Origin of the sequence: Cobetia amphilecti, assembly GCF_020217465.1 — a bacterium.
Lineage (GTDB): Bacteria > Pseudomonadota > Gammaproteobacteria > Pseudomonadales > Halomonadaceae > Cobetia > Cobetia amphilecti.
Window position 1 is genome coordinate 3,374,321 of sequence record NZ_CP084115.1, and the last position, 25,827, is coordinate 3,400,147.

Annotated in this window: 22 protein-coding genes; 16 read left to right on the plus strand and 6 right to left on the minus strand. The window is 64.1% G+C overall.

Features of this window, described 5'->3' with window-relative positions; genetic code table 11:
- Positions 1–138 precede the first annotated feature (138 nt).
- The gene (gene modA / locus LCW13_RS14170) at positions 139–1,062 is read right to left on the minus strand and encodes a molybdate ABC transporter substrate-binding protein (RefSeq protein WP_225347235.1); all 924 of its coding nucleotides are present in this window, start codon (positions 1,060–1,062) and stop codon (positions 139–141) included.
- A gap of 446 nt (positions 1,063–1,508) precedes the next feature.
- Between modA and LCW13_RS14175 the strand changes: the two genes are divergently transcribed.
- On the plus strand, positions 1,509–2,423 hold the full coding sequence (locus LCW13_RS14175; protein ID WP_054555676.1) for a LysR family transcriptional regulator: 915 nt from the start codon (positions 1,509–1,511) through the stop codon (positions 2,421–2,423).
- Positions 2,424–2,537: 114 nt separating this feature from the next.
- Here the strand turns inward: LCW13_RS14175 and LCW13_RS14180 are convergent, their stop codons facing one another.
- Together LCW13_RS14180 and LCW13_RS14185 are read right to left on the minus strand one after the other, a co-directional pair.
- The gene (locus LCW13_RS14180; RefSeq protein WP_225347236.1) at positions 2,538–3,227 is read right to left on the minus strand and encodes a glutathione S-transferase C-terminal domain-containing protein; all 690 of its coding nucleotides are present in this window, start codon (positions 3,225–3,227) and stop codon (positions 2,538–2,540) included.
- A 154-nt stretch (positions 3,228–3,381) separates the two neighbouring features.
- Positions 3,382–4,104, minus strand: coding sequence for a glutathione S-transferase N-terminal domain-containing protein (locus tag LCW13_RS14185; RefSeq protein WP_225347237.1), 723 nt, complete (start codon positions 4,102–4,104; stop codon positions 3,382–3,384).
- Between the two features lie 387 nt (positions 4,105–4,491).
- Here LCW13_RS14185 and LCW13_RS14190 point away from each other — a divergent pair, with 387 nt between their 5' ends.
- Both LCW13_RS14190 and LCW13_RS14195 read left to right on the plus strand, forming a co-directional pair.
- On the plus strand, positions 4,492–6,051 hold the full coding sequence (locus tag LCW13_RS14190) for a carbon-nitrogen hydrolase family protein (RefSeq protein WP_043334381.1): 1,560 nt from the start codon (positions 4,492–4,494) through the stop codon (positions 6,049–6,051).
- Positions 6,052–6,055: 4 nt separating this feature from the next.
- Positions 6,056–6,901 (plus strand): M90 family metallopeptidase, encoded by an 846-nt coding sequence (locus LCW13_RS14195; RefSeq protein ID WP_225347238.1) that lies wholly within the window; start codon positions 6,056–6,058, stop codon positions 6,899–6,901.
- Between the two features lie 232 nt (positions 6,902–7,133).
- On the opposite strand, the gene LCW13_RS14200 is transcribed toward LCW13_RS14195, so the two are convergent.
- Positions 7,134–8,057 (minus strand): LysR family transcriptional regulator, encoded by a 924-nt coding sequence (locus tag LCW13_RS14200; RefSeq protein ID WP_225347239.1) that lies wholly within the window; start codon positions 8,055–8,057, stop codon positions 7,134–7,136.
- A 199-nt stretch (positions 8,058–8,256) separates the two neighbouring features.
- On the opposite strand from LCW13_RS14200, the gene LCW13_RS14205 reads away from it, so the two are divergent.
- From LCW13_RS14205 to LCW13_RS14265, 13 genes are all read left to right on the plus strand, one after another.
- On the plus strand, positions 8,257–9,489 hold the full coding sequence (locus LCW13_RS14205; protein ID WP_225347240.1) for a TauD/TfdA family dioxygenase: 1,233 nt from the start codon (positions 8,257–8,259) through the stop codon (positions 9,487–9,489).
- A gap of 131 nt (positions 9,490–9,620) precedes the next feature.
- On the plus strand, positions 9,621–10,823 hold the full coding sequence (locus LCW13_RS14210; protein WP_225347241.1) for a GGDEF domain-containing protein: 1,203 nt from the start codon (positions 9,621–9,623) through the stop codon (positions 10,821–10,823).
- Positions 10,824–11,008: 185 nt separating this feature from the next.
- Positions 11,009–11,566, plus strand: coding sequence for a lipocalin family protein (locus LCW13_RS14215; RefSeq protein WP_225347242.1), 558 nt, complete (start codon positions 11,009–11,011; stop codon positions 11,564–11,566).
- A gap of 261 nt (positions 11,567–11,827) precedes the next feature.
- The gene (locus LCW13_RS14220; protein ID WP_225347243.1) at positions 11,828–12,646 is read left to right on the plus strand and encodes a DUF1338 domain-containing protein; all 819 of its coding nucleotides are present in this window, start codon (positions 11,828–11,830) and stop codon (positions 12,644–12,646) included.
- Complete coding sequence (locus LCW13_RS14225; protein ID WP_225347244.1) at positions 12,643–13,665, plus strand: succinylglutamate desuccinylase; 1,023 nt, start codon at positions 12,643–12,645, stop codon at positions 13,663–13,665. The genes LCW13_RS14220 and LCW13_RS14225 overlap by 4 nt, the downstream gene beginning before the upstream one ends.
- A gap of 588 nt (positions 13,666–14,253) precedes the next feature.
- Complete coding sequence (locus LCW13_RS14230) at positions 14,254–15,048, plus strand: ABC transporter ATP-binding protein (RefSeq protein WP_172978744.1); 795 nt, start codon at positions 14,254–14,256, stop codon at positions 15,046–15,048.
- 188 nt (positions 15,049–15,236) lie between these two features.
- Positions 15,237–16,061 carry a transporter substrate-binding domain-containing protein gene (locus LCW13_RS14235; RefSeq protein WP_043334394.1) on the plus strand — a complete coding sequence of 275 codons (825 nt, stop codon included), beginning with the start codon at positions 15,237–15,239 and terminating at the stop codon, positions 16,059–16,061.
- 41 nt (positions 16,062–16,102) lie between these two features.
- A complete protein-coding gene (locus LCW13_RS14240; RefSeq protein WP_043334396.1) occupies positions 16,103–16,819 on the plus strand; it encodes an ABC transporter permease in 717 nt (238 codons plus the stop codon).
- A 23-nt stretch (positions 16,820–16,842) separates the two neighbouring features.
- Positions 16,843–17,613 carry an ABC transporter permease gene (locus LCW13_RS14245; RefSeq protein WP_404813690.1) on the plus strand — a complete coding sequence of 257 codons (771 nt, stop codon included), beginning with the start codon at positions 16,843–16,845 and terminating at the stop codon, positions 17,611–17,613.
- Positions 17,614–17,862: 249 nt separating this feature from the next.
- On the plus strand, positions 17,863–18,627 hold the full coding sequence (locus tag LCW13_RS14250; RefSeq protein WP_153636493.1) for a transporter substrate-binding domain-containing protein: 765 nt from the start codon (positions 17,863–17,865) through the stop codon (positions 18,625–18,627).
- Positions 18,628–18,926: 299 nt separating this feature from the next.
- Positions 18,927–20,213 carry an efflux RND transporter periplasmic adaptor subunit gene (locus tag LCW13_RS14255; protein WP_225347245.1) on the plus strand — a complete coding sequence of 429 codons (1,287 nt, stop codon included), beginning with the start codon at positions 18,927–18,929 and terminating at the stop codon, positions 20,211–20,213.
- Complete coding sequence (locus LCW13_RS14260; RefSeq protein WP_225347246.1) at positions 20,210–23,404, plus strand: efflux RND transporter permease subunit; 3,195 nt, start codon at positions 20,210–20,212, stop codon at positions 23,402–23,404. The genes LCW13_RS14255 and LCW13_RS14260 overlap by 4 nt, the downstream gene beginning before the upstream one ends.
- Before the next feature lie 178 nt (positions 23,405–23,582).
- Positions 23,583–23,993 carry a hypothetical protein gene (locus LCW13_RS14265; RefSeq protein ID WP_054555691.1) on the plus strand — a complete coding sequence of 137 codons (411 nt, stop codon included), beginning with the start codon at positions 23,583–23,585 and terminating at the stop codon, positions 23,991–23,993.
- A gap of 124 nt (positions 23,994–24,117) precedes the next feature.
- On the opposite strand, the gene LCW13_RS14270 is transcribed toward LCW13_RS14265, so the two are convergent.
- Both LCW13_RS14270 and LCW13_RS14275 read right to left on the minus strand, forming a co-directional pair.
- Positions 24,118–24,732 (minus strand): nucleotidyltransferase family protein, encoded by a 615-nt coding sequence (locus LCW13_RS14270; RefSeq protein WP_225347247.1) that lies wholly within the window; start codon positions 24,730–24,732, stop codon positions 24,118–24,120.
- Positions 24,733–24,764: 32 nt separating this feature from the next.
- A complete protein-coding gene (locus tag LCW13_RS14275) occupies positions 24,765–25,790 on the minus strand; it encodes an XdhC family protein (RefSeq protein WP_225347248.1) in 1,026 nt (341 codons plus the stop codon).
- Between the last annotated feature and the right edge of the window lie 37 nt (positions 25,791–25,827).

Below are 25,827 nucleotides of genomic sequence, written 5' to 3' on the forward strand. Positions count from 1 at the left end.
ACGTGACGCGAAGCGCCGGCAGACAGCCCTGCCCGCCTTGATCACGCCGATGTGACAGCAGGCTCCCAGTGTAGCGGCCTCATCTTGTCGATGACATGCCAGCGTATGACGCAAGGCACCTCGACGCTGATCCAGCGGCTAGTCGGCCTCAGGCTGCGCAGCAGGAGCCTGATGGGCGAGCGTGCTGAAGCCGAAGCGATGGAAGATGGCACCGGCCTCGTTGCTGGAAAGCCAGGCCGAGAAGGCCTCGGCCTGTGACGACGGCGCATCACCGCCACGACTGATCAAGGCGGCAGGATAGTGGATGGGGTCATGGCTGCTGTCCGGCAGCAGGCCGATCTGATGCACCCGATGGCTGATGGCGGCGTCGGTGGCATAGACGATCCCCAGCGGGGCCTCGCCATGCTCGACCAGCGCCAGCGCAGCGCGCACGTCCTCGGCGCTGGCCAGGCGCGAGCGCAGCGTCTGCCACTGCCCCAGCGCTTCCAGCGACTGACGCGCATAGATGCCCGCGGGCACGTGGTCGGGGTCGCCAACGGCCAGGCGAGTGTTGCTGCCGGTGGCGGCGAGACGCTCGGCCACATCGGTGACGTCCTCGGCATTGCTGACACTGGCGTCCAGCTGGCTGGGGCCGGGTGCGACCAGCGCGAGACGGTTGCCCAGCAGGTCGTGACGGCCGGTGACAACGATGCCAGCCTGCTGCTCCAGCCAGTCCATCCAGCGCTCATTGGCCGACAGATACAGCTGCGCCGGAGCCCCATTGGCCAGCTGACGCGCCAGGGTCGAAGACGAGGCATAGACCGGCATGATGTCCACATCGGCGAGACGCTCGTAGCGTGCCTCGATGGCATCCAGTGCATCATGCAGCGAGGCGGCGGCCATGACACGAATCTGGGGGCGCTCGTCTGCCTGAGCGGGTGCGGCCAGCAGTGCCAGCATCAACGGGGCTGCCAGGCTGGCGGCCCTCAACAGCGCTGATGAAGGAGCTGGCACTGGTGACGCAAGCCGTAGCGGAAAGGCAAGCAAGGCGGCCCGGGCGCGCAAGCGGGTAGCGAATGACATCTACAGGGTCCTTGAACAGTGAAACGCAGCGACGAGGCCTGCTGCGCGTTGATCTCGCCATGATGCCGCGCTCGCTCGCCATGTGCATCTCATGTGGGCGCAATTGCCGCGCGGGGCGCGGAAACCGTCAACCCTGTTTGTCGAACGCCAGCGGCATGAGGCTCGCTTGAGGCAATCTGGCTGCCTGTCAGCGCCCGTCTACCATCAGCCACGGGCTGGTCAGCGGAAGCCGCCGGCTGGCAGATGTTTCGCCGCATCCGGCTACAGGCAAACGCGAATCACTCACATGTATGCCATTCGCTCGACCAGATCGGCTACAATGCTGGCCAAAATGGCAGGGAGACGCTGGCCCACACCCCAGCAACGACGCGATTCCTGCTTTCATGCTTTCTTTCACGCTATTTGCCGCTTCAACGGCAGACAACAGCGGCGGGTGCCACCAAGTCATGCCTCCAGTACTTGACGAATTTCAGGGCCTCAGTGCCTTCGATGCCATCATGCGCTACGGCAATCTGGGCGCAGGAGCCGAGCATCTCGGTATCTCCAAGTCCACGCTCAGCCGCCGGATCAGCCATCTCGAACACCAGCTCGGCCAGCCACTGCTGCATCGTCAGGCCAATCGCCTGATTCCCACCGAGGCCGGCACGCTGTTCTATCAGTACTGCCAGCAGATGCTGTCGCTGGGCGAGCGCTCGCAGATCGCGCTGGATGAACTGCGCGAGGAAATCAGCGGTGATATCACCGTCAGCGCGCACCCGCACTTCCTGCGTGGCTGGTTCAATCATGTGCTGACCGACTTCATCGAAGAGTATCCGGGCATTCGCCTGACCCTGACCGCCAACCACCTTCCGCCGTCACGCGATGACGACCAGGTGATGCTGTGGCTGTGGGAAGGGCCGGCCAAGGACACCGGGCTGCGCGAGGAGATTCTGGGTCAGCAGCAGCAACATCTCTATGCCCACCCCAGCTATCTTCGCCAGCATGGCCATCCGCAGCACCCCAGCGAGCTGACCTCCCATGACTGGGTCAATCTGATCGACCGCCATCATCCCAATCTGGTGCTCAATCACCCCGAGGAAGGCGAGTATCGCCTGAGCCTGCCGCCGTCACGCTTCACGGTCGACAACGTGGTGGTGCATGCCGACCATATCGCGCACGGCGCCGGTATCGGCCTGCTGCCGGACTACCACGTGCGTACCCGGGCGACGGCGCACCCGGGACAGTTCGAGGCCTGCCTGCCCGAGTGGAAGGGGCCGTCGATTCCGGTCAGCCTGCACTATCCCTTCGGCCATCCGCCGCGCAAGCTCGGCGCGCTGCTCGACCATATCCGCCGTCGTGTGCCGACGGACTGGACCCGCTGATCTGTCGGCCTGACAGCGCTGCAGGCCGACAGATCAGCGGTTGCTTCAAACTTCTCAGCTTCACGACTTCTCAGTTCCACAACTTCATGACTTCACAGCGGCACTGACTGCCCGTCAGGATTGCTGGCCGAACAGATGACGGCGCGCTTCCTCATCCATCGCCACATTAGCAGCCGGATTGATGTCGTCGATGCGCGCCATTGCCCGCTTGACGCCATCACGCTCGGCGATGCGGGCACGATAGGCGGCGACCGCCGGGAAGCGCGTCAGATCGATCTCCTGCTTCTCGGCCTTCAGCCACGGCCAGATGGCCATGTCGGCGATGCTCAACTCGTCCCCCGCCACGAAGTCACGCCCCGCAAGCTGGCGCTCCAGCACGCCGTAGAGGCGCTCGCCTTCCTTGTGATAGCGCTCGATGGCGTACTCCACCGGCTCTGGCGCGTAGTGCTTGAAATGATGCACCTGTCCCAGCATCGGCCCCAGGCCACCCATCTGCCAGTGCAGCCACTGCAGCACGTCATTGCGGGCGCGTGTTTCCTGCGCCAGAAACTTGCCGCACTTGTCGGCCAGATACTCCAGAATCGCACCGGACTCGAACACCGAGATCGGCTCACCGCCATCGGCTGGCGCATGATCGACGATCGCCGGCATGCGATTGTTGGGCGAGATGGCCAGAAACTCCGGCGCGAACTGCTCACCCTTGCTGATATTCACCGGAATGAGGCGATACTCGAGACCGGCTTCCTCCAGAAAGATCGTGATCTTGTGGCCGTTGGGTGTGGTCCAGTAATACAGATCAATCATCTGTGGGCTCCTGTGCAAGGACATAGCAAAATGGCTCGAACGCCCATGAGCGTTCGAGCCATTGAGGAGATCATGTTCATCGCCAGGCCCCTCGTGCAGCTTTTCACCAGAGGCATTGCGAGCATGTTCTTTACTGCAGCCGTTACTGAAGGTGTTATGACTGCGGAATCTCGCTGGCACGTGGCGCCTTGCGCGCCATGCCGTCGTGCAGGTCCATCATGCGCTCGCGCCACTGCACCAGCGGGTCGCCCGCGTCTTCCGTCTCGCCGAAGGGCGAGGTATCGGAGACGATGTGTGCCCAGATGAAGAAGCCGAAGACCAGGTAATCCGCCGCCGCCGGGGCATCGCCATCCATGAAGGGCTGATTGGCGAGCAGGCCACGCAGCGGCTTGAAGGCGCTGTCCAGGATGCCGCGAGCGGCCTCGACGTTGTTGAATTCCTCGAAGGACATGCCGAAGCGGGCTTCGCGGCTGGTGCGGAAGTACTCGCGGTCATCCGGGTGGATGGCCGCCAGCAGGTCCAGCGCCACCAGGCGGAAGAAGCCGACCGCCATGACCTGCTCGGTATACACCTTGACGAAGTTCAGGCGTGCCTCGGCATGTGCATCGCCGATCAGCAGGCCATCGCCGCTGTCTGGATAATGCGCGTCCAGATGCTTGAAGATGTCATAGCTGTCCATCGCCACGCCGTACGCATCCTTGAGCACCGGCACCGTGGTGGAATCGCAGAAGTCGATCGGGCTCTTGTCGGTGAACAGCATCGGCACGAGTTCGGCCGCAAGGCCCTTGTGCGCCAATGCCAGACGCGCGCGCCAGCAGAACGGCGAGAAACGCAGGCGGTCATCACGGCCACGCAATTCATGAAGGACTGGGGTCATGCGGGTCTCCTTTAGTGTCATGAAGGCCTGGTGTCACTAAGGCCTGAGGTCATTGGGGCCTGGTGTCTTTCAAGCTTGATATGAACGGCATGACTTCGCTGCGCGCGCCCTGCCCTTGGCATTGTTTTGGACGTTGTGCCGCGCAAATGCAAGCAAAATGAGCATTCGTTCAACATCGCACTGAGCGCCACTCAAGGCGCGAAGGCTCGCTCACCCTTGCAGTGACGCGAGGTTGGACCCATTGATGAGGGTTGCATGACCAGGGCCGGACATTGACCAAAGGATATTGATGACACCCGGCCTCGACAGCGCGAATAATGGGGCCCATCGCGTTCGCGCCAGCCACTTCCTGCCCTGATCCCCTCTTTCATTTTCCAAGGAGTCTCGATGTCCGTCGAAGACCTGCACCTGAACCTGCGCAACCTGCAGGAGTCAGATTACCCCCAGCTCAAGCGCCTGATGGACGGCATCTACGACGACATCGGTGGCGCCTGGCCTGAGCACACCATCAACCGCCTGATCGCCGAATTCCCCGATGGCCAGATCGTGATCGAGGATGGCGAGAGGCTGGTCGGTGTCGCCCTGACGGCGCTGGTGGATTACGACGCCTTCTCCAACCCGCACAAGTACGACGACCTGATCGGCCAGCGCGAGATCATCCTCAACAAGGAGGATGGCGATGCGCTTTACGGTCTGGATGTGCTGATCGACGTCGACTACCGCGGCTATCGCCTCGGTCGCCGCCTGTACGAGGCGCGCAAGGACCTGTGCCGCTCGATGAATCTGCGCTCGATTCTGGCCGGCGGACGCATTCCCCAGTACCACGAATATGCCGCCGAGCTCTCGCCCTCCGAGTACATCGACAAGGTGGAGCGTCGCGAGATCCATGATCCCATCCTGTCGTTCCAGCTGGCCAACGGCTTCCTGGTCAAGCGCCTGCTGCGCCAGTACCTGCCGGAAGACGAGGATTCCCAGGGCTACGCCACGCTGCTGGAGTGGAGCAACATCCTGTTCGAGCCCGCCGAGCGCGTGCTGGAAAGCCGCAAGACGATGATTCGCGTCGGCGCCGTGCAGTGGCAGATGCGCAAGTTCGACAGCGTCGAATCCGTGCTGCAACAGGTCGAGTACTACGTCGACGCCCTGTCGGATTACCAGAGTGACTTCGCCGTCTTCCCGGAGCTGTTCAACACGCCGTTGATCGGCCTTTTGGAAGACCAGAGCGACCCGGTGCGCTGCATCCGCTACCTCGCCGGCTTCACCGAGCGCTTCAAGCAGGAAATCTCGCGCATGGCGGTGGCCTACAACATCAACATCGTGGCCGGTTCCATGGTCGAGATCGGTGACGACAACGAGCTCTACAACGTCACCTACCTGTGTCACCGCGATGGCGAGATCGACCGTCAGGCCAAGCTGCACATCACGCCGCAGGAGCGCCGCGACTGGATCATCAAGGGCGGTGACGAGCTGGCCGTGTTCGAGACCGACGCCGGTCGCATCGGCATGCTGATCTGCTACGACGTGGAGTTCCCGGAACTGTCGCGCCTGCTGGCCGATCAGGACATGGACATCCTGATGGTGCCGTTCTGGACCGACACCAAGAACAGCTACCTGCGCGTGCGCAACTGCGCCCAGGCGCGTGCCATCGAGAACGAATGCTACGTGGTGGTCTGCGGCAGCGTCGGCAACCTGCCGTCCATCGAGAGCCTCGACATCCAGTACGCCCAGTCAGCGGTGTTCTCGCCGTCGGACTTCTCCTTCCCGCATGACGCGGTGATGGCCGAGACCACACCGAACACCGAGATGATCATGTTCTCGGATCTCGATCTGGAGCGTCTCAAGGTGGTGCGCAGCGAAGGCTCGGTGACCAACCTGAAGGACCGCCGCAAGGACCTCTTCGAGCTACGTCTGCGTGACTGGTCGTGGAAGTCCGGCAGCCGTCAGGACTGAGTCGATGACGCACTGGTGGCAACGGCTGTGGCAGCCCTCCGCTCGCCACGGCCGTGACAGCTCAGCCCCCGACGCCGGCGCTGTCTCGACCGCACCCCCAGGTGGCGAGACAGCGCCGGATGACGCGTGGCAGGCAGTCCGCGAGCGCCTGCCGATTCTCGAAGGACTCGACGCCGAGGCACTGGCGCGTCTTGAACGGCGCGCCCGCCATCAGCTGAACGACTGGAAGCTGACCAGCGCCGAGCCGCTCGCACAGGTCGAGGCACTGGCACTGGCCGCTCAGGCGATGCTGCTGCTCAACGGCTGGGCGCATGCCGAACGCTGGCAGGACGCCGGCGCTCGCGTGCACGAGATCATGCTGCCGCTGCAGGCCATCCGCCGTGAGGTGGAAGAGATGGATGACGCCGGTGTGGTGCATGTCTTCGAGGACACCCGTGCCGGTGAGACCTGGTACCAGGGGCCGGTGGTGGTCACCCAACAGGACCTGGCCGCCAGCGGTGACTGGAGCGGCTTCAACGTGGTGATCCATGAATTCGCCCACAAGCTCGACATGGCCAACGCCACCGATGCCGATGGCTTTCCGCCCCTGCCACGCCATATCAGCGCGGCGGAGTGGCACGCCACCTTCACTGCCGTGTGGGATGACCTGAGCGCGCGCCTGTCACGCGGTGAGCCGACGCCCATCGATGACTACGCCGCCAGCCACCCCGCCGAATGCTTCGCCGTCTGCTGCGAGTATTTCTTCAGCGCACCGGATGAGCTCAATGCGGCCTATCCGGCGCTGTATGACCTGCTGGAACGCTTCTTCCAGCAGTCGCCATTGGCGCGCTGCCCGCCGCCTCCCGACTGACCACGCCTGACCACGACTGACCACGCCTGACCACGCCTGACCACGACTGGCAGATCTGACCACCCGCTTGGCAGACAAGGCGCCAGCAAGGCGAGGAAATCGCGATAGAGAAGAGATAGCGGCCGCTTACCGCGCCGGGCATCATCTCAAGCTAACGGTATATCATCCAGAAGCGCGCCAGCAGACACGCCGACTCGATCAGCAGGAGGCGCAAAAGCAACCTCTGCATCGCTCACTGTGGCTCCGCCAACAGATAATCCCAGACACGCTGCGCGGTGGGCCGCATCGGGCGCTGATTGGAGCGCACCAGCCAGAAGTTCTGCTCGGCGGGGATCGTCAACGCGAAGACCTGCTCCAGCCCGCCGTTGCCGGACGCCAGCCATTGCCGGAAATGGCCTTCATGCACCAGCGCCACCCCCATGCCGAGACGCGCCATTTCCAGCGTCATCACCTGGGTGTCACAGCTGATGGTGGAGGTCGTCTTCTCCAGCCCCAGTTGATCTGCCGCCACCAGCCAGCGCCGCCAGCCCACCGCGAAGCCTGCGGCATGCAGCAGCGTCATGCCGGCCAGGTCCGCCGCCGTGCTCAGCTGCGCGCTCAGCGCCGGACTCGCCACGACGGCCATTCTCTCCTGCCCTGCCCCCACCTGGATCGCCTCCACCTGCGGCCAGTCACCCTGGCCGTAGCGCAGTTCGATATCCACCTGCTCGCCATCGAAATCGCTCTGCCAGAAGGCACTGACCAGACGCAGCGCGATCTCGGGCTGGTCACGGTGGAAGTTCGCCAGCCGCGGCAACAGCCATGCCTGCTGGCTCATCGGGGTCGCCCGCAGGCTGACCGGCGCGGCGCGCGAGGGGCCGAAGACTTCCAGCGTGCCTTCCTGCAGGCGCTGGAAGCCATCCTGCAGCGCTGGCAACCAGGCCTGACCGGCCGGCGTCAGATTGAGGCTGCGGGCATGACGCACGAACAATGGCTGACCAAGGCGGTCCTCCAGCTGGCGAATCCGCTGGCTAATGGCCGACTGGGTGACACTCAGCTCCTCGGCGGCACGCGTGAAGCTCATCAGGCGCGCAGCGGCTTCGAAGGCCTGCAACCAGGCCAGCGGCGGCAGGGGGCGCGGCAAGGCATTCGGTGTCGTAGGGGAAGGTTCGTGCATGGCTATCTCGCGTCAGAGCATGAAGGTCAATCGCACACATTAGCTCAGCTAAGTCATGGCCGTCATATTTCGCGTTGGCCAGCCGTGATGACGAGGGGGACAATGGTCTCATTCTCGGGTCACGGCTCAGCCATACGACCCAGCCACGCGACACGCGTTGGCTCACCTGCTACTGCTCACACGACATAGGACGGCGCCCATGGAGACTCTCATCGCATCTGCCCCTGACACCCAAGACACTGAAGCGCCACAGGCACGCCATCAGTGGGACATGAAGGAATACCTGCCCCATCACGAGGGCGCGCCGCTGGTGAAGGCAGACCACGACGAGACCCTGGCGTCACTGGCATGGGCCAGCGGTGAGCAGACCCAGCTGCCGCTGATCTGGCTGCGCGACCACTGCGCCTGCGATCTCTGCCGTCATCCGCAGACCTTCGAGCGCACCTTCATGCTGATGGACGATGCAGCCCTGACGGTGCATCAGATGCGTGTCGAGCAAGGCAATCTCGTCGTCGTCTGGCAGGACGGCCACACCAGCCGCTTCGATGCCGGCTGGTTGCTGCAACGTCGTCCGAGTGATGCGCCGCCGGCCACGCCGGTCCCCGCAAGCCAGGCCTGGCAGCAGGGTCACAAGCCTCACGTCACCGCCTTTGCCGATTACATGGCCGGTGGACAGGCGCGCCTGGGCTGGCTGGAAGCGCTGTGCCGCGACGGCTTCGCGATTCTGGATGCCGGCCCGACGGCAGGCGGCGAGATCGACCAGGTGGCCGCGACCATCGGCCCGATCCGCGCGACCAACTTCGGCGGCCGCTTCGAGGTCTTCTCCAAGCAGGCGCCCAACAATGCCGCCTACACACCGATCGCGCTGGAACTGCACACCGACCTGCCCAACTGGCGTCAGCCGCCAGACATCCAGATGCTCTACTGCCTGGCCAATGAGGCCGAAGGTGGTGATTCCATCTTCGGAGACGGCATGGCGGTCGCCGAAGCCCTGCGCGAGCGGGACCCGCAGGCCTTCAGGCTGCTGGCCGAGACCCCGGTGGACTTCCGCTTTGCCGACGAGACCACCGACCTGGTGGTGCGCGAGCCGGTGATCCACCTGGATGCCAACGACAAGGTCATCGAGGTGCGCTTCAACAACTGGATCCGCGACAGCCTGCGCCTGCCGCTGGAACAGATGCAGGCCTGGTACAGCGCCTATCGCCAGTACTGGAGCATCCTGCGGGAACCGGCCTTCCGCCTGCATCTCAAGCTGGAAGCCGGCCAGATGGTGGCCTTCGACAACCGCCGCGTGATGCACGGCCGCAAGTCCTTCGACCCGACGACCGGCCGCCGCCACCTGCAGGGCTGCTATGTGGATTACGACATGGTGGAATCCGCGCTGCGCGTCACGGCGCGCCAGCTGGCCGGTGCCAACCTCACTCAGTCGTGAGCACTAAAGCCCTCATGCAGCGGAGTGTTTGAAATAGCGTTGAACCGCACGCAAAGGTTGCGGCGGTTCCTCCAGGGCATACCACGCAAGGCAGTGGCATCCTGAGAGTCTGGCAACTCAGGTATCGCCCCATGAATCCCATGACACTCTGCTTTGCGGATGACACCCTGGAACGACGTTATCGGCGTCGACAGATCGAGACCTCACACAAGCTCAGCCGGATCACCATCCCGCTGAGCTGTCTGCTGTTCGCGTCCTATGGGCTGATCGAGATCAGTCTGCTGGATCACTACGAGCCCTACCTGCTGCTGCGTACCAGCGTTCTGATCGGCGTGCTGGGCCTGTTTCTGCTGTCACGTCTCCCGCGTTTCCGACACCACGTCAACGGCATCCTGTGCCTGGCCTCGCTGGTGGCAGCGCTGGGGACGCTGGCGATGTTCCATGTGGGGGACGGTCACGCCGGAGAGCACCTGGTGGAGAGCCACGCCGCCGGACAGCATGAGGACGAGCATGGTGACTTCCCGGTCTATTTCGTCGCCCTGTTGCTGGTGGTCTTCTGGACCTACACCCTGCTGGGACTGCAGTTCATCTATGCCATGGGCTGCGGACTGCTGATATGGATGGGCTGCACCGTCAGCTGCGCGCTGATGCATCTTGGCTCCGATACATTAGTGGAGGTCAACGAAGTCTTCTTCATGATGGCCGTCAATATGCTGGCAGGCCTGAGCGCCTACTCGCGCGAGCGCCAGAGCCGGCAACTCTTCCTGCATGAATGCCATATCACCGGCGAGCGGGACGATCTGCGCGACCACGCGATGTGCGACTCGCTCACCGGGCTGCTCAACCGGCGCGCCCTGCTGACACGCCTCGACCAGATACTCGACATCCAGACTCCCGGCACGGTGCAGGCCGCGCTGTTCATCGACCTCGATGGCTTCAAGCCCGTCAATGACCGCCACGGCCATGCCATCGGCGATGAAGTGCTGCGCATCACCGGCGAACGCCTGGGCAACACCCTGCGCGGCAACGATATCGTCGGTCGCCTGGGCGGCGATGAATTTCTGGTACTGATCAGCCGTGAAGGCAACGGCCGCAAGGGCCCGGAGCAGCTGGCGGAGCGTCTGATCGACGCCATCAGTCGTCCCATCACGCTGGAAGTCGATGGCGAGCCGCTGATCATCGCCGTCAGCGCCAGTATCGGCATCAGCCTGTTCCCCTTCTCGGGCGCCACGCCGGAAACGGTCATCGCGCGCGCCGACAGCGCCATGTACGAGGCCAAGCAACGCGGTCGGGGCGTCGTCGTCACCGGCAATCCGCTCCGCCTGGTACTGTGACGATCGACGCTCGGCGCTCGGCGCTCGGCGCCTCGAGCATGTCGCCGCGCCACCCTCCCTCTTGAGACAGCGGCAGACGCCCCAATGAGACAAGGATGCCGTTTCGTCCTTTTTCTCATGACCCGCATCACGCCAGAACGCCCCACGACTCATCAATGGGGCGTCCTGGCGCATGGAGCCTGCCAATGACACGCCTGCCGCATCTTGCCTTCTCTCTAATCGGTCTCGGTCTCCTCGGCGGCTGCGCCGGAGTCCCCTCCGGCACCCAGCCCGTCGAGGATTTCGAGCTCGAACGTTACTACGGTGAATGGCACGAGATCGCCCGCCTGCCCAACAGCTTCGAGGAGGGCCTGAGCTGCGTCAGCGCCGATTACTCGCCCCGCGAGGACGGCGGCGTGCGCGTCATCAATCGCGGCTACAACGCCGAGCAAGGGCAATGGAGCCAGGCCGAAGGTCGTGCCTACTTCACTCAGGGCAGCGAGACGGCGGCCCTCAAGGTCAGCTTCTTCGGCCCCTTCTATGGCGGTTACAACGTGCTGGCGCTGGATGACGACTATCAGTGGTCGCTGGTGGCCGGCGCCGATCGCGACTACCTGTGGATACTGGCGCGTGAGCCACAGCTGGATGACGCCACCTACCAGGCGCTGGTCGAGCAGGCCGCCGAGCTCGGCTTCGCGACCGACGCGCTGATCAAGGTCGAACAGGGCAACGCCTGCCCCTCTACCGATAACATCGAACGCTGACGCCGAACCCGGTCCCAGGACCCAAGGCCTGACACCAAGGTCTAAACCGGCGCGTGACGTTTATATGGTGCGGACAGCCGCTTTCATCCAACCGACCTCGCATCTTGTCACGCGCGCGTGGCTCGCCAATGGTGAGCTGACAATCTTCCGGGGTAGCGCCACGCCGAGTGCACTGCCCTGATGCCAATCGTTTGATGCTGCCGCCCAGTGCCAGTGACACCTCGCTGCACTGGGCAACTCAGTTCAGAGGGAGCCCGTGCCATGGATATCCAGCAGTTCTTCAGCGCCCTGTGGGATGACTACGTCGCCATGACGCCCCAGGCCCAAAAGATCCAGGATGCCTTCATCGCTGACGGCGAGACCATCGTCAACGACCACGTCGCCTTCCGCACCTTCGATCGCGGGCCGATCACCCTGAGCGCGCTGGAACCTCACCTGCTGGCGCTGGGCTATACCCGCTTCGCGCCCTATGATTTCCGCGAGAAGAAGCTGCGCGCCTTCGGCTATCTGCCGCCGTCACCCGACATGCCGCGCGTCTTCCTCTCCGAGCTGAAATGCCATGAGTTGTCCGAGCGCGCCCAGGCGATCATCGATGGCCTGGTCAGCCAGATCTCGCCGGATGCCGCCACCCAGCCCTCCGTGCTGTGGTCTGGCCGCCTGTGGAAAGCGCCCAGCTTCGAGCAGTATCAGCGCCTGATGGAAGAGAGCGAGTATGCGGCTTGGCTGTCGATCATCGGCCTGCGCGCCAACCACTTCACCATCAGCGTCAACGCGCTAAGCCGTCACGACACCCTCGACAAGGTGCTGACGCGCGTCGAGTCGCTGGGCCTTGGCATCAACCCGGCCGGAGGGCGCATCAAGGGCTCGCCCGAGGTGCTGCTGGAGCAGGCCTCCACCCTCGCCGACCGCCAGACCTTCACCTTCGCCGGTGGCGAGGAGCATGAGATCTCCACCTGCTACTACGAATTCGCGCGCCGCTACCCCGATGCCGATGGCGAGCTGTATCAGGGCTTCGTGGCGGCCAGCGCCGACAAGATCTTCGAATCCACCAATGTTCGCCAGGAGCCGACTGCCTCGTGATTGCCGACTGGCTAGACCTGACACTCGAAGGCCACGCCAGCGCCCGTGGCATGGGCCGTATTCCCGGCGGTCGCTATGAGATCGTCGCACCCGGCGTGCTGGAGATCACCCCCGACGTGATGGGGCCCAAGGCGCGCCCGTGCGTGATCTCCGCCGGCATCCACGGCAACGAGACCGCCCCCATCGAACTGCTCGGTGAGCTGATCGCGGGACTGGAGAGCGGCCATATGATCGTCGGGGCGCCGCTGTTGCTGATTCTGGGCAACCTGCCCGCCATCCGCCGTGGCGAGCGTTTCATCACCACCAATCTCAATCGGCTGTTCAAACGCGCCGAGGCAAGCGTCACGGGCAACGACTGTCCGTCCGATGATGAGCCGGCACGCGCGCGTCAGCTGATGGCGGCAGTGGACACATTCTATGCCCGCTTCCCGCTGGCCGAGGGTACGCGCCGTCTGCACTACGACATGCACACCGCCATCCGCGACAGCCTCTATCCGCGCTTCGCGGTGGTGCCCTTCAGTGATGGCGACGCCATCAGCGCATCGCAGTGGCCGATATTGAGCGCCGCCGGCATCCAGGCCGTGCTGCACCAGCATCAACACAGCTGGACCTTCTCGCACTATTCGCGCCACTACCATGATGCCGACGCCTTCACGCTGGAGCTGGGCCAGGTACGCCCGTTCGGCGCCAACGACATGGCGGCACTCGCACCGATGAAAGCCCTGCTCGCGGCGCTGGCGACCGGCACGGCACCCGCCGAAGCAGACCCCGAGGCCATCGACTACTTCACGGTGGAAGTGGAACTGATGCGTCAGTCAGCCGACTTCACGCTGTGCTTCAGCGAGGATGTCGCCAACTTCACCGCCTTCGCCCCCGGCAGCGTGGTGGCCGAAGACGCCGCTGCTGGCCCCTGCATCATTGGCGATACGCCACTGCGGGTGGTGTTCCCCAACGCCAAGGTGGAGATAGGCGCCCGCGCCGCCCTGCTGCTGGCCGAGAGCTCGACACCGACAGACTGAGTCACCAGACACTGAACAAACCGGCACTGAGCCACAGGCGCCGGCGTTCTGCCCGCCCATCCCCCTCAGGGCGCAGCACGATGCCGGCGCGATTGCACTGACGAAAGCCTTACTACAACGACAACAGGCGACCTTGATCATGAAGACTCCTCCCCCACGGCCGGACGGCATCCGCGTGCGTCCTTGCAGGCTCCACCAAAGTCGTAACATTCCTCCACGCCAGATAGCGGTGAACCCTGCGTTGAGCTGGTAGAATCGGCCCCCTTTCCCGTCCACGACATGCAAGCACAGGCATTTTTCGCCTGTTGTAGACGGTCACTGGCAGCGAGAACGACGATCAATCGGACTGATCATGAGGAACTGGCCATGCCCCTGACGGCATTCTCCGCCACTCCTCCCGTGCCACGCCTTGCCGCCTCATCACGTCTGCGTCGCGCACGTCAGCGAGCGAGAGTGAAAGGCAGTACCAGGCAGCCGTGCCATGTCGGCAACGAACCTGTATCCCGAGCCCGACCGCCCCGCGGCGGACTCGTGGCGTGTCATTGCCCCCAGGGCTGGCAACGTCCGGATTGGAGTAACTGCATGACCATGAGATCTTCCGTGGCCGAGAGCCCGAGCAGCGACGCGCTGCCTCTCGAGGTCCGCAACATCACCAAGTCCTTCGGCACCAATCAGGTGCTCAAGGGCTTGTCGCTGCAAGCGCGCAAGGGCGATGTCATCACCCTGATCGGCGCGTCCGGTTCCGGCAAGAGCACCTTTCTGCGCTGCATGAACCTGCTGGAGCAGCCGGACGGCGGCGACATCTTCGTGCATGGCGAGCAGATCGGCTTCAAGGAAAGCCGCCGTGGCCGCGAACCGATGGACTGGCGTCAGGTCGAGCGCATGCGCGCGCGCCTGTCGATGGTCTTCCAGGGCTTCAACCTGTGGTCGCACATGACGCTGCTGGAAAATGTCATCGAGGCGCCGATCCATGTGCTCGGCAAGCCGAAGAAGGAAGCCATCGCCCACGCACGCAGTCTGCTGGACCGCGTCGGCCTGCTCGAGCGCGCCGACTACTATCCGGCGCAGATGTCCGGTGGCCAGCAGCAGCGCGGCGCCATCGCACGCGCGCTGGCGATGGAGCCGGAGGTGATGCTGTTCGACGAACCGACCTCGGCCCTCGACCCGGAACTGGTCGGTGACGTGCTCAAGGTCATGCGTGACCTGGCCGAGGAAGGCCGCACCATGGTGGTGGTGACCCACGAGATGAGCTTCGCGCGTGATGTCTCGAGCCAGGTGGTCTACCTGCATCAAGGACTGGTCGAGGAAGCCGGCAAGCCGGAAGACGTGCTGGGCAATCCCCAGTCGGAGCGCCTCAAGCAGTTCCTGGCGCCCAAGTACTGACAAAGCGCCCTGATCAGCAGCCCTGATCAACAGTACTGATGAATGGCCCTTGGCCCATCGCTGAGCCTACCGCTCGGCCTGTGGCACATCCCGGCACGGTGGTCCCGTGACCGGCACATGATTCAGCACCGCGAGCGCCACGCCAACGGCAGGCCTCGAGGTGTCCAAGACTTCAGGAATGACAAGTAATGAAACAGTTCGCGACACGTGCCCTGCTGGGTCTCACCCTCGGTCTCTCCACCTTCGCCATCACCACCAGCGCCGCCCAGGCGGCCGATGTGCCGGACCCGCTGCGCTTGGGCATCGACGTGCCCTACGCGCCCTTCGGCTACAAGCTGCCCAGCGGTGAGCTGACCGGTTTCGAGATCGAACTGGGCAACGCCATCTGCGCCCAGCTCGCCACCCATTGCGAATGGACCGAGCAGGACTTCGACGGCATCATCCCGGGCCTGATGGCGCGCAAGTACGACGTCATCATGTCGGCGCTGACCATCAATCCGGAGCGTGAGCGTCAGGTGCTGTTCTCCGAGCCCTACTTCACGCCGCCGTCCGGCTGGTTCGTCAAGGCGGACAGCCCGCTGGCGGGCGCGGATACCCTCGATGCCGAGGCGCTCGCGGGCAAGGTGATCGGGGTGCAGCGCGGCAACCTGCAGGATCACTACGTCACCGACCTCTACGGCCGCACGGCAGAAGTGCGCCGCTACACCAAGCTCGATGATCTGGTGCTGGACATGGACAGTGGCCGCGTCGATGTCGCCTTCCTGGACCTGCCGGTCGGTCAGGACACCCTGGTCAACGCCAACGACGGCAACTTCGTCAACACCGGCAGCGCCATCAGCGAGCCGAAGAAGTACTTCGGCGACGGCTTCGGCATCGCCATGAAGAAGCGCGACCGCGACCTCAAGAAAGCCATCGATGGTGCCCTGGAAGCGCTCAAGGCCGATGGCACGCTCAAGCGTCTCAACGACAAGTACTTCGCCAGCGCCGCCACTGCGTCCGACAACCACCAGTAAGCCGCTGAACGGGTTATTCGGCGCTTCACGGGAGATTTCCCATGATTGACCTACAAGGCTACGGGCCCAGCCTGCTGGAAGGTGCCTGGGTCACGGTGCAGCTGGCCGTGCTGGCCCAGCTGCTGGCCATCGCGCTGGGGCTATTGACGGCGACGGCCAAGATGTCGCGTTCCACGCCTCTGCGCTGGCTCGCGACGCTCTACACCACCATCATCCGCGGCGTTCCCGACATCGTGCTGATGCTGCTGCTGTTCTTCGGTGGCCAGATCGGCATCAACATGGTCACCGACTGGCTGTACGACAGCTACGACATCGACGTCTTCGTCAATGTCGATGAGTTCACTGCCGGCGTCGTCACCATCGGCTTCATCTTCGGTGCCTACATGGGCGAGACCTTCCGGGGCGCCTTCATGGCGGTGGATGCCGGGCAGATCGAAGCGGGGCGCGCCTATGGCATGAACGACTGGAAGGTCTTCAAGCGCATTCGCTTCCCGCTGATGATGCGTCACGCCCTGCCGGGGCTGGGCAACAACTGGATGGTGCTGCTCAAGACCACCGCCCTGGTGTCGGTGATCGGGCTGGTCGACATGGTGCGTGTCGCCAGTGAGGCCGCCAAGGCGACCCACGAGCCCTTCACCTTCCTGTTGCCGGTCGCGGCGGGCTATCTGCTGATCGCCACCGTGTCCGAATGGGGGCTGGCACGTCTCAAGAAGCGCTATAACGCCGGATTCGGGGAGGCCAGCGCATGGAACAACTGAATGATGCAGGCTCCTCAGGCGTCATCACCCAGCTGGGTCAGATGCTCGAGGATGCGCTGAGCGACAACTACATCTTCACCGCGACCACCCTGTGGCATTACTGGGAAGGGCTGGTCACCACCGTACAGCTGGTGTGTCTGGCGCTGCTCATCGGCCTGATACTGGCCGTGCCGCTGGCGATCATGCGCGGCTCGCGCCGTCGCTGGGTGAAGATGCCGGTCTATCTCTACACCTATGTCTTCCGCGGCACGCCGCTGCTGATCCAGCTCTACCTGATCTACTACGGCGTGGTGTTCTTCGACGGCTTCGACATCTCGCTGGGCGTGACCAGCGTGCATGTGCCCAGCATCCAGGAGACCTGGCTATGGGATTACTTCCGTGATCCCTTCGTGCCGGCGCTGCTGGCCTTCGTGCTCAATACCGCGGCCTACACCACCGAGATCTTCCACGGTGCCATCCAGTCGACCCCCAAGGGCGAGATGGAGGCAGCGCGTGCCTACGGCATGTCACGTGGCAAGATGATGCGTCGCATCATTCTGCCCAGTGCCTTCCGCCGGGCGCTGCCGGCCTACGGCAATGAAGTCATCTTCATGCTGCATGCCAGTGCCATCTGCAGCGTGGTGACGCTTCTGGACCTCACCGGCGCCGCGCGCGACATCTACGCACGCTTCTACGCGCCCTTCGAGGCCTTCCTGTTCGTCGCCGCCATCTACCTGTGTCTGACCTTCACCATCATTGCCATATTCCGGCAACTGGAGAAACGCCTGCTAGCGCACTTGAAACCGTTAAGCTGAACGTCAAAAGCGCCCTTTGTAGGGCGCTTTTTTTATATCAGGATATAACGGCAGGAATTCATCTCGTTTAACGACCGTTTGAATTTGTCCATTGCCCCTCTTCACCACAGCCTCGGTCTGGGCTAGTGTGGAGCCACTGGCATGACACGCCCCCTTATGTCCGCGGCTCAGATGGCTGGTGTTCAGGAGGGAGTGTCTGATGCCACTGATCAGCCAGTATGACCAACAACAATGATGGATGGGACTGACATGAAGAAGCTTCTGGGAATCTCCCTGCTGGGTGCAGCATTGATGGCCGGTGGCGCTCAGGCGGCCGAATCGCTGCGCATCGGCGTCGACGTGCCCTACGAGCCGATGGAATACAAGACGCCCGACGGTGAGCTGACCGGTTTCGATATCGAGCTGGGCAATGCCATCTGCGCGAAGATCAACCGCGACTGCGAGTGGGTCATCCAGGCGTGGGACGGCATCATTCCCGGCCTGATGGCGCGCAAGTACGACGCCATCATGTCCTCGATGACCATCAATGAGGAACGCCGCGAGAAGGTGCTGTTCTCCGACACCTACATCACCCCGCCGTCCGCCTGGTTCGCCCCGTCCGACAGCGAGCTGAGCGCCACCTCCCAGGAAGCCCTGGCTGACAAGGCCATCGGCGTGCAGCGCGGCACCCTGCAGGACAACTACGTCACCGATCTCTACGGCAAGAATGCCGAGGTCAAGCGCTACACCACCGCCGATGACCTGGTGCTGGACATGGAAGCGGGTCGCCTCGACATCGCCTTCCTCGACTTCCCGGTCGGCAAGTCCACCCTGATTGACGGCGGCAACGGCAACTACAAGGCCGTGGGTGAAGTGGTCACCGAGCCCAAGAAGTACTTCGGCGATGGCTTCGGTATCGCCATGCGCAAGCGTGACAAGGACCTGGCCGAGCAGATCAACGGCGCCCTGGCCGAGCTGAAGGCCGATGGCACCTACGACACCATCCACACCAAGTACTTCGGCGAGAAGCAGTAAAGTCGCTTCAAGCGGCATGCCAGCCATGCCGTGATACCTGTGTCGAGATGCCTGTGCCGAGATGCCTGCACCGTGAGTTGAGCGGCAGCAGACGCAAGTGACATGTACGACAACAAGCCCCGCTGGCATTCGCCGCGGGGCTTTTGCGTTGACCCTTGCTCAAGCGCAGCAGTCAGCCAGCGCGCCATCTGCACAATTGGTGCATATTCAGAATCAAAGCGGTGTGCTCCAAGGGGCTTATCCGTCGCAGGCCGGCTCTCTAGGATGCCGAGCCAACTATCCTGCAACGGAAAATTCCCATGTCGAGACTGAACTTACGTCCGGCGCGCCTTTCTCGTATCGCTTCTTCCCTGCTACTGACCCTTGGTGGCCTTCTGGCGCTCAGTGCCTGCAGCGAGGGCAACAGTGAAGAGACCGGCAACGCGCAACAGACTCCCCCGACGATGGAAGTCGTCGCCGCCCAGTCGCAGCCGGTCGCGGCCTGGCACACCTACACCACACGTCTGGAATCTCCCCAGCGCGTGCAACTGCGCCCACGCGTGAGCGGCGAAGTCGAAGAAGTGCTGTTCACCGAAGGCAGTCAGGTAAGCGCCGGCACGCCGCTGGTGCGTCTTGATCAACGCCCCTTCAAGGCCGAGGTACAGCGTCTGGAAGCGGAAGTCGCACGCATCAAGGCTGAGCTGGCCAATGCCCGCAGCGAGTCCGGTCGCGCCGCCAGTCTGGTCAAGCGCAACCTGATATCGCGCGAGGAAGCCGATTCGCGCAGCACCAATGCCACCGGCTTGAATGCACAGCTCAAGGGCGCCATCGCCCAGCTCGAGCGTGCCCGTCTGGATCTGGACTACGCCACCATCCGCGCCCCGATCGATGGCCGCCTGTCCAATGCGCGCATCACGCGTGGCAACACCGTGCAGGCTGGCCAGAGCGTGCTGACCACGCTGGTCGAGACCCGCCAGCTGGACGCCTATATCGACATCAGCGAGCTGACCTGGAACCAGGACTTCGCGAACGTCAGCGCCGATGACCACCTGCCGGTCGAACTGCAGCTGGCCGGTCAGCAGGATTTCCCCTTCCACGGTGAGCTCGACTTCATCGACAACAGCGTCGATATCGATACCGGCACCCTGCGCATCGGCACCACCTTCAGCGCCGATGATGCCGCCCTGCGTCCGGGCGCCTTCGCACGCCTGCGTCTCGCCTCGCCCGAGATCCGTGATGCCGTGCTGATTCCGGAACGCGCCATCGGTACCGATCTGGACCGTCAGTTCGTGCTGGTGGTCGCCGAGGACAACACCCTCGCCTACCGCGGCATCACCACCGGCCCGCGCTTCGGCCCGCTGCGTGCCGTCACCGATGGCCTGGCCGCCGGTGACCGCGTGCTGGCCGCGGGGCCTGCCAAGGCAGGTCCGGGCATGCCGATCACCCCCAAGCTGGTCGAGATGCCCGATGACGGTGCCCTCAAGGCACTCGCCGCGCGTATCTCGCGCCTGCAGCAGCAGACCGCCCAGCCGCTGGATCAGGACAACGACCAGGACGCCGCGACACTGGCCGAGGCTGACCGTCAGGCAGCCGGAGGCCGTTCGTGAATATCTCCAGCTTCTTCATCAAGCGCCCGGTCTTCGCCGCGGTGCTGTCGATCCTGATCGTCATCTCCGGGATGCTGTCGCTGTTCCAGCTGCCCATCTCCGAGTATCCGGAAGTCGTGCCACCCACCGTGGTGGTGCGCGCCAACTACCCGGGTGCCAACCCCGAAGTCATCGGGGCCACCGTCGCCACGCCGCTGGAGCAGGAAATCACCGGCGTCGAAAGCATGCTGTACATGGACTCACAGGCGACCTCCGACGGCAACCTGACCCTGACGGTGACCTTCGCGCTGGGCACTGACCTGGACAAGGCCCAGGTGCAGGTGCAGAACCGTGTGGCCCGCGCCACGCCGCGCCTGCCGCAGGAGGTGCAGCAACTCGGCATCACCACCGAGAAGGCCTCGCCCAACCTGACGATGGTGGTCCACCTGACCTCCCCGGATGGCCGCTATGACCAGCTGTGGCTGTCCAACTACGCGCGCCTGAACCTGAAGGACAATCTCGCCCGTCTCGAGGGGGTCGGTGACGTGCAGCTGTTCGGTGCCGGCGAGTACTCGATGCGCGTGTGGCTCGACCCGGACGCCGTGGCGGCGCGGGGCCTGTCTGCCGGTGACATCATCAGTGCCCTGCGTGCCCAGAATCAGCAGGTCGCCGCCGGCTCCGTCGGTGCCCAGCCCTCGCCTGACGACAACCAGTTCCAGCGCCTGCTCAACGTGCGGGGCCGCCTGGAGAGCGCCGAGGAATTCGAGAACATCGTCATCCGTGTCGATGAAGATGGCCGCCTGACACGCCTGAAGGATGTGGCGCGTGTCGAACTGGGCGCCGACAGCTATTCGCTGCGCGCGCAGCTGGATGGCAAGGACGCCGTGGCGATGCCGATCTTCCAGCGCCCCGGCTCGAATGCGATCGCGCTGTCGGATTCCGTGCGCGAGAGCATGAGCGAGATGTCCGAGGCCTTCCCGGATGGCGTCAGCTACGACATCGTCTACGACCCGACGGTCTTCGTGCGCGGCTCCATCGAGGCGGTCATCGACACCCTGTTCGAGGCCATCCTGCTGGTCGTGATAGTGGTGATCCTGTTCCTGCAGACCTGGCGGGCCTCGATCATCCCGTTGATCGCGGTGCCGGTCTCGCTGATCGGGACGTTTGCGGTCATGCAGCTGATGGGCGTGTCGATCAATACGCTGTCGCTGTTCGGGCTGGTGCTCGCCATCGGTATCGTCGTCGATGACGCCATCGTGGTGGTGGAGAATGTCGAGCGCAACATCGAGCTGGGCCACTCGCCCATCGAGGCCACCCAGATCGCCATGCGTGAGGTGACCGGCCCGATCATCGCCATCGCGCTGGTGCTGACGGCGGTATTCGTGCCGACGGCCTTCATCAGCGGATTGAGCGGTCAGTTCTACAAGCAGTTCGCGCTGACCATCACCATCTCGACGCTCATCTCGGCCTTCAACTCGCTGACGCTGTCACCGGCGCTGTCGGCTCTGTTGCTCAAGCCTCACGGTGCCAAGCCTGACTGGCTGACCCGTGTCATCGATGGCCTGTTCGGGCGCTGGCTGTTCGCGCCGTTCAACCGCGCCTTCAGTGCGATGGCCAACGGCTATACCGGCCTGATCAAGAAGCTGCTGCGCTTCGGTGTCATCGTCGGCCTGCTGTATGTCGTACTGCTCGGCGCCACCGGCAAGCTGTTCGACAGCGTGCCCGGCGGCTTCATCCCGGGGCAGGACAAGCAGTACCTGGTCGCGATGGCCCAGCTGCCGGACGCCGCCAGCCTCGACCGCACCTCCGAGGTCATCGACGAGATGCAGGCACTGGCGCTGGACACACCGGGTGTGGCGCACACCGTGGCCTTCCCGGGGCTCTCCGTGAACGGCTTCGTCAATGCCTCCAACTCCGGCATCGTGTTCGCGACCCTGGCGGACTTCGATGAGCGACAGTCGCCCGAGCTTTCCGGTCAGGCGATCGCCGCTCAGCTGAACCAGAAATTCGCGGGGATCGACGAGGCCTTCGTCGCCGTCTTCCCGCCGCCACCGATTCTGGGCCTGGGCACTACGGGGGGCTTCAAGTTGCAGCTGCAGGACCGTGGCAACAAGGGCTTCGATGAGCTGTTCTCCGCCGTGCAGACCATCACCGCCAGGGGCAACGCTGACCCGCGTCTGAGCAGTGTCTACTCCAGCTTCCGCATCCAGGTGCCGCAGTACGACATCGATCTGGATCGTGAGCAGGCGATGATCATGGGCGTGCCGGTGGAACGTGCCTTCGAGACTCTGCAGGTGTACATGGGCTCGCTGTACGTCAATGACTTCAACCGCTTCGGGCGTACCTATCAGGTGCGCGCCCAGGCCGAGCAGTCGGCGCGTCTCGACCCGGATGACATCCGCAACCTCAAGGTGCGCAGCGACAACGGCCGCATGATTCCGCTGGGCAGCTTCGTCAAGGTGACACCGACCACCGGCCCGGACCGCGTGATGCACTACAACACCTTCGTCAGCGCCGACATCAACGGCTCGCCGGCGCCGGGCGTCTCCAGTGATCAAGCCAAGTCCGCCATCGAGGAAGTGCTGGCCGGCAACCTGCCACAGGGGATCGGCTACGAGTGGACGGAGGTGACCTACCAGCAGGTGCTGGCCGGCAACACCATGATCTACATCTTCCCGCTGGTGGTATTGCTGGTGTTCCTGGTGCTGGCCGCCCAGTACGAGAGCTGGTCGCTGCCGCTGGCGATCATCCTGATCGTGCCGATGACACTGCTGTCGGCGCTGGCCGGTGTCTGGCTGACGGGGGGCGACAACAACATCTTCACGCGCATCGGCTTGATCGTGCTGGTGGCACTGGCGTGCAAGAACGCGATCCTGCTGGTCGAGTTCGCTCGTGAGCAGCAGCATGCTGGCCAGAGTCGTCTGGACGCCGTGCTGACGGCCTGTCGCCTGCGCCTGCGCCCCATCCTGATGACGTCGGTGGCCTTCACCGCGGGCGTGGTGCCGCTGGTACTGGCCACCGGTGCCGGCAGCGAGATGCGTCAGGCGATGGGCGTGGCGGTGTTCTCCGGCATGATCGGCGTCACCGTGTTCGGCCTGCTGCTGACACCGCTGTTCTATGTCGGTATCCGCCGCCTGGTCGAGAAACGTGAAGCGCATCAGGAAACTGACACGCCGGACAGCAATGCCGAGTCAGGCCGCCGCATTCATTGATACGACCACTCTGCCGAGAGATCGAGGATAGGCAAACGCCACGGGGCGTCGCGGCTTCAGTAACCACTGAAGCATTGACTCCCCGTTGGCAACACTGCCATTCCGTTCGTGGCATGTTTACTGCTCACGACTCTCGGCATAATGCCCATCAATATTTACCCACTCGGGAGCAGGTGCCATGTACGCCGATACCTTCAATGATCTGGCCCTGGAGGCCGAACTCGAAAACTTCGCGCACCGCTGGTTCTCCATGCTCAACCGCATGGCGCCTGCTATCGAACTGGCGGAACTGCTGGGCGAGGAGGCTTCCATCCAGCTGCTGGATGAAACCCTGACCGGCAGCGAGTACCTGGCCAACTGGGAGCAGCGTCGCAGCGAGCTGCTGGTCAATGGCCATGCACTCGGCTGGGTGCGTGCCCAGCGCAACAGCCTCGACAGCGCCACCCTGCGCATGGGTGGTGAGCACCGCGCCGCCATGCGCGATGGCAGCGTATTGCACACGCATTTCGACGCCGAGTGGGTGCTCGACCTGAGCTGGGGCGAGCCGCGCATCCAGAGCATCAAGCTGCTGGATATGCGCACGCTGTAACGCGACACGCCGACAGCAAAAGGCCCCGTCACTTAATGGTGACGGGGCCTTTTGCTGTCTGAAGCAAGCCTGTTTCCAGCGTAGGTAGTTCCTCGGCCTCAGTCATTCAGTTTCAGTTTCTGTCTCAGCCTCTGAGCTTCAGCATCGCTGGCGTATCGATATCGTGATGGATACCGGCATCACCGACTGCCACCTGACGCAGCGCCTCGCGATGTCGCGCGATCACCTCGCGCGCGCCCTCGCCGCTCTCAAGCGTCGCAAGCTCTGCCCACAGCGCCCGCCCGAACAGCACCGGATGCCCGGGGCTATCCTCGCCGTCAAGCCTCGGTCGCACGATATGCACGCCATCGGCCTGGGCCTCGGCCCGAAGGACATGAAAGGTCTGTGCCGTGATCTGCGCCATGTCCGCCAGCCATACCGCCGCCACCTGCACATGCGCCAATCCAGCATCATCTTCCAGCTGACGGAAGGCATCGCCGAGACTGGCGCCGAGTCCGTTGCCCGCCTGCGGCGCACGCCAGATCCGCTCGGCATGCTCACGCGCGAAGTCATCTCCCAGCAGTACGGCGGGATCATCGTCCTCACGCAGCAGCAGCCGCCAGTCCACCTCACAGGACATGACCCGGGACAGCGTCGCCATCAGCAGTGTCTGGCCATCCGCCAGACGCGCCTGACGCTTGTCTCTGCCGAAGCGGCGACTCTGCCCAGCGGCCATGACCAGAATGATCGACTCATTCATGGGCGACCTCCCTGCCTGCCCCCTGAGCGCCTTCACAGGCTCTCGCGAGCGCGGCCACGGCGGATGCGCACGATATCGGCCATCACCGCCAGCGCGATCTCGGCCGGTGTCTTGCTGCCCAGATTCAGCCCGATCGGCATCACGATGCGCGCGATCTCCTCGGCGCTGAGCCCACCGCTGCGTGCCAGCCGCTCGGCGCGCGCCGTTGAGGTACGCAGCGAGCCCATCACGCCGATATAGAACGCGGGCTGGCGTACCGCCTCGATCATCGCCAGATCATCGATACGCGGGTCGTGGGTCAGCGCGACCACGGCGGTGGCGGCATGACAGCCGCCGGCGGCGATGAAGCGTGACGGCAGCTCGCGGCGCAGGCTGACGCCCTCGAGCGGCGCCTTGCGGGCATCCCAGTCGGCCAGCACTTCCTCGCGTGGCTCGCAGATGATCACCTCGAAGCCGAGGCTGACGGCGAAGGCTGCGCAGGCTTCCGCCACCGGCGAGAGCCCCGCCAGCAGCAGACGCGCCACTGGCCCGACCCGCAGCTGATAGCCGCATGCCTGGCCCGCGTGGCCCTCGAGTGGCTCGACCCGCTCCCCCAGCCCGCTGTCGTGCTGAAGCGCACGCGCGCCATTCCCCTCCAGCATCACCTGCCGCAGACGCGGCGTCTGGCCCTCGAGTGCCCCGCGCAGCGCCTCAAGATGCGCGATGTCCGCGTCACAGGCCGTGAAGCGCTCGACCAGTACGTCCAGAATGCCGCCACAGGGCAAGGCGATTCCCGCGCCCTGATGGCCGCCCTCGCCATAGCGGATCACCTGGGCGGGCGCGGTGAACTCCCCGTCAGCCAGGCGCGCCAGGAAGTCCTCCTCGACACAGCCGCCGGACAGCGAACCACGATGCTGCCCATCGGCGCGCGCCACCAGCCAGGTACCCGGCTCACGCGGTGAGGAGCCGAAGGTGGCCAGCACCGTGCATAGCCAGATCGGGCGCGCGGATGGCTCGCCATCTGCCGGTGCCAGCCAGTCGATCGCCTGATGGATCACTTCAAGATCAAGGTGTTGCATCAATAATCTCTCATATCAGAAGCCTGCGCGCGGTCTG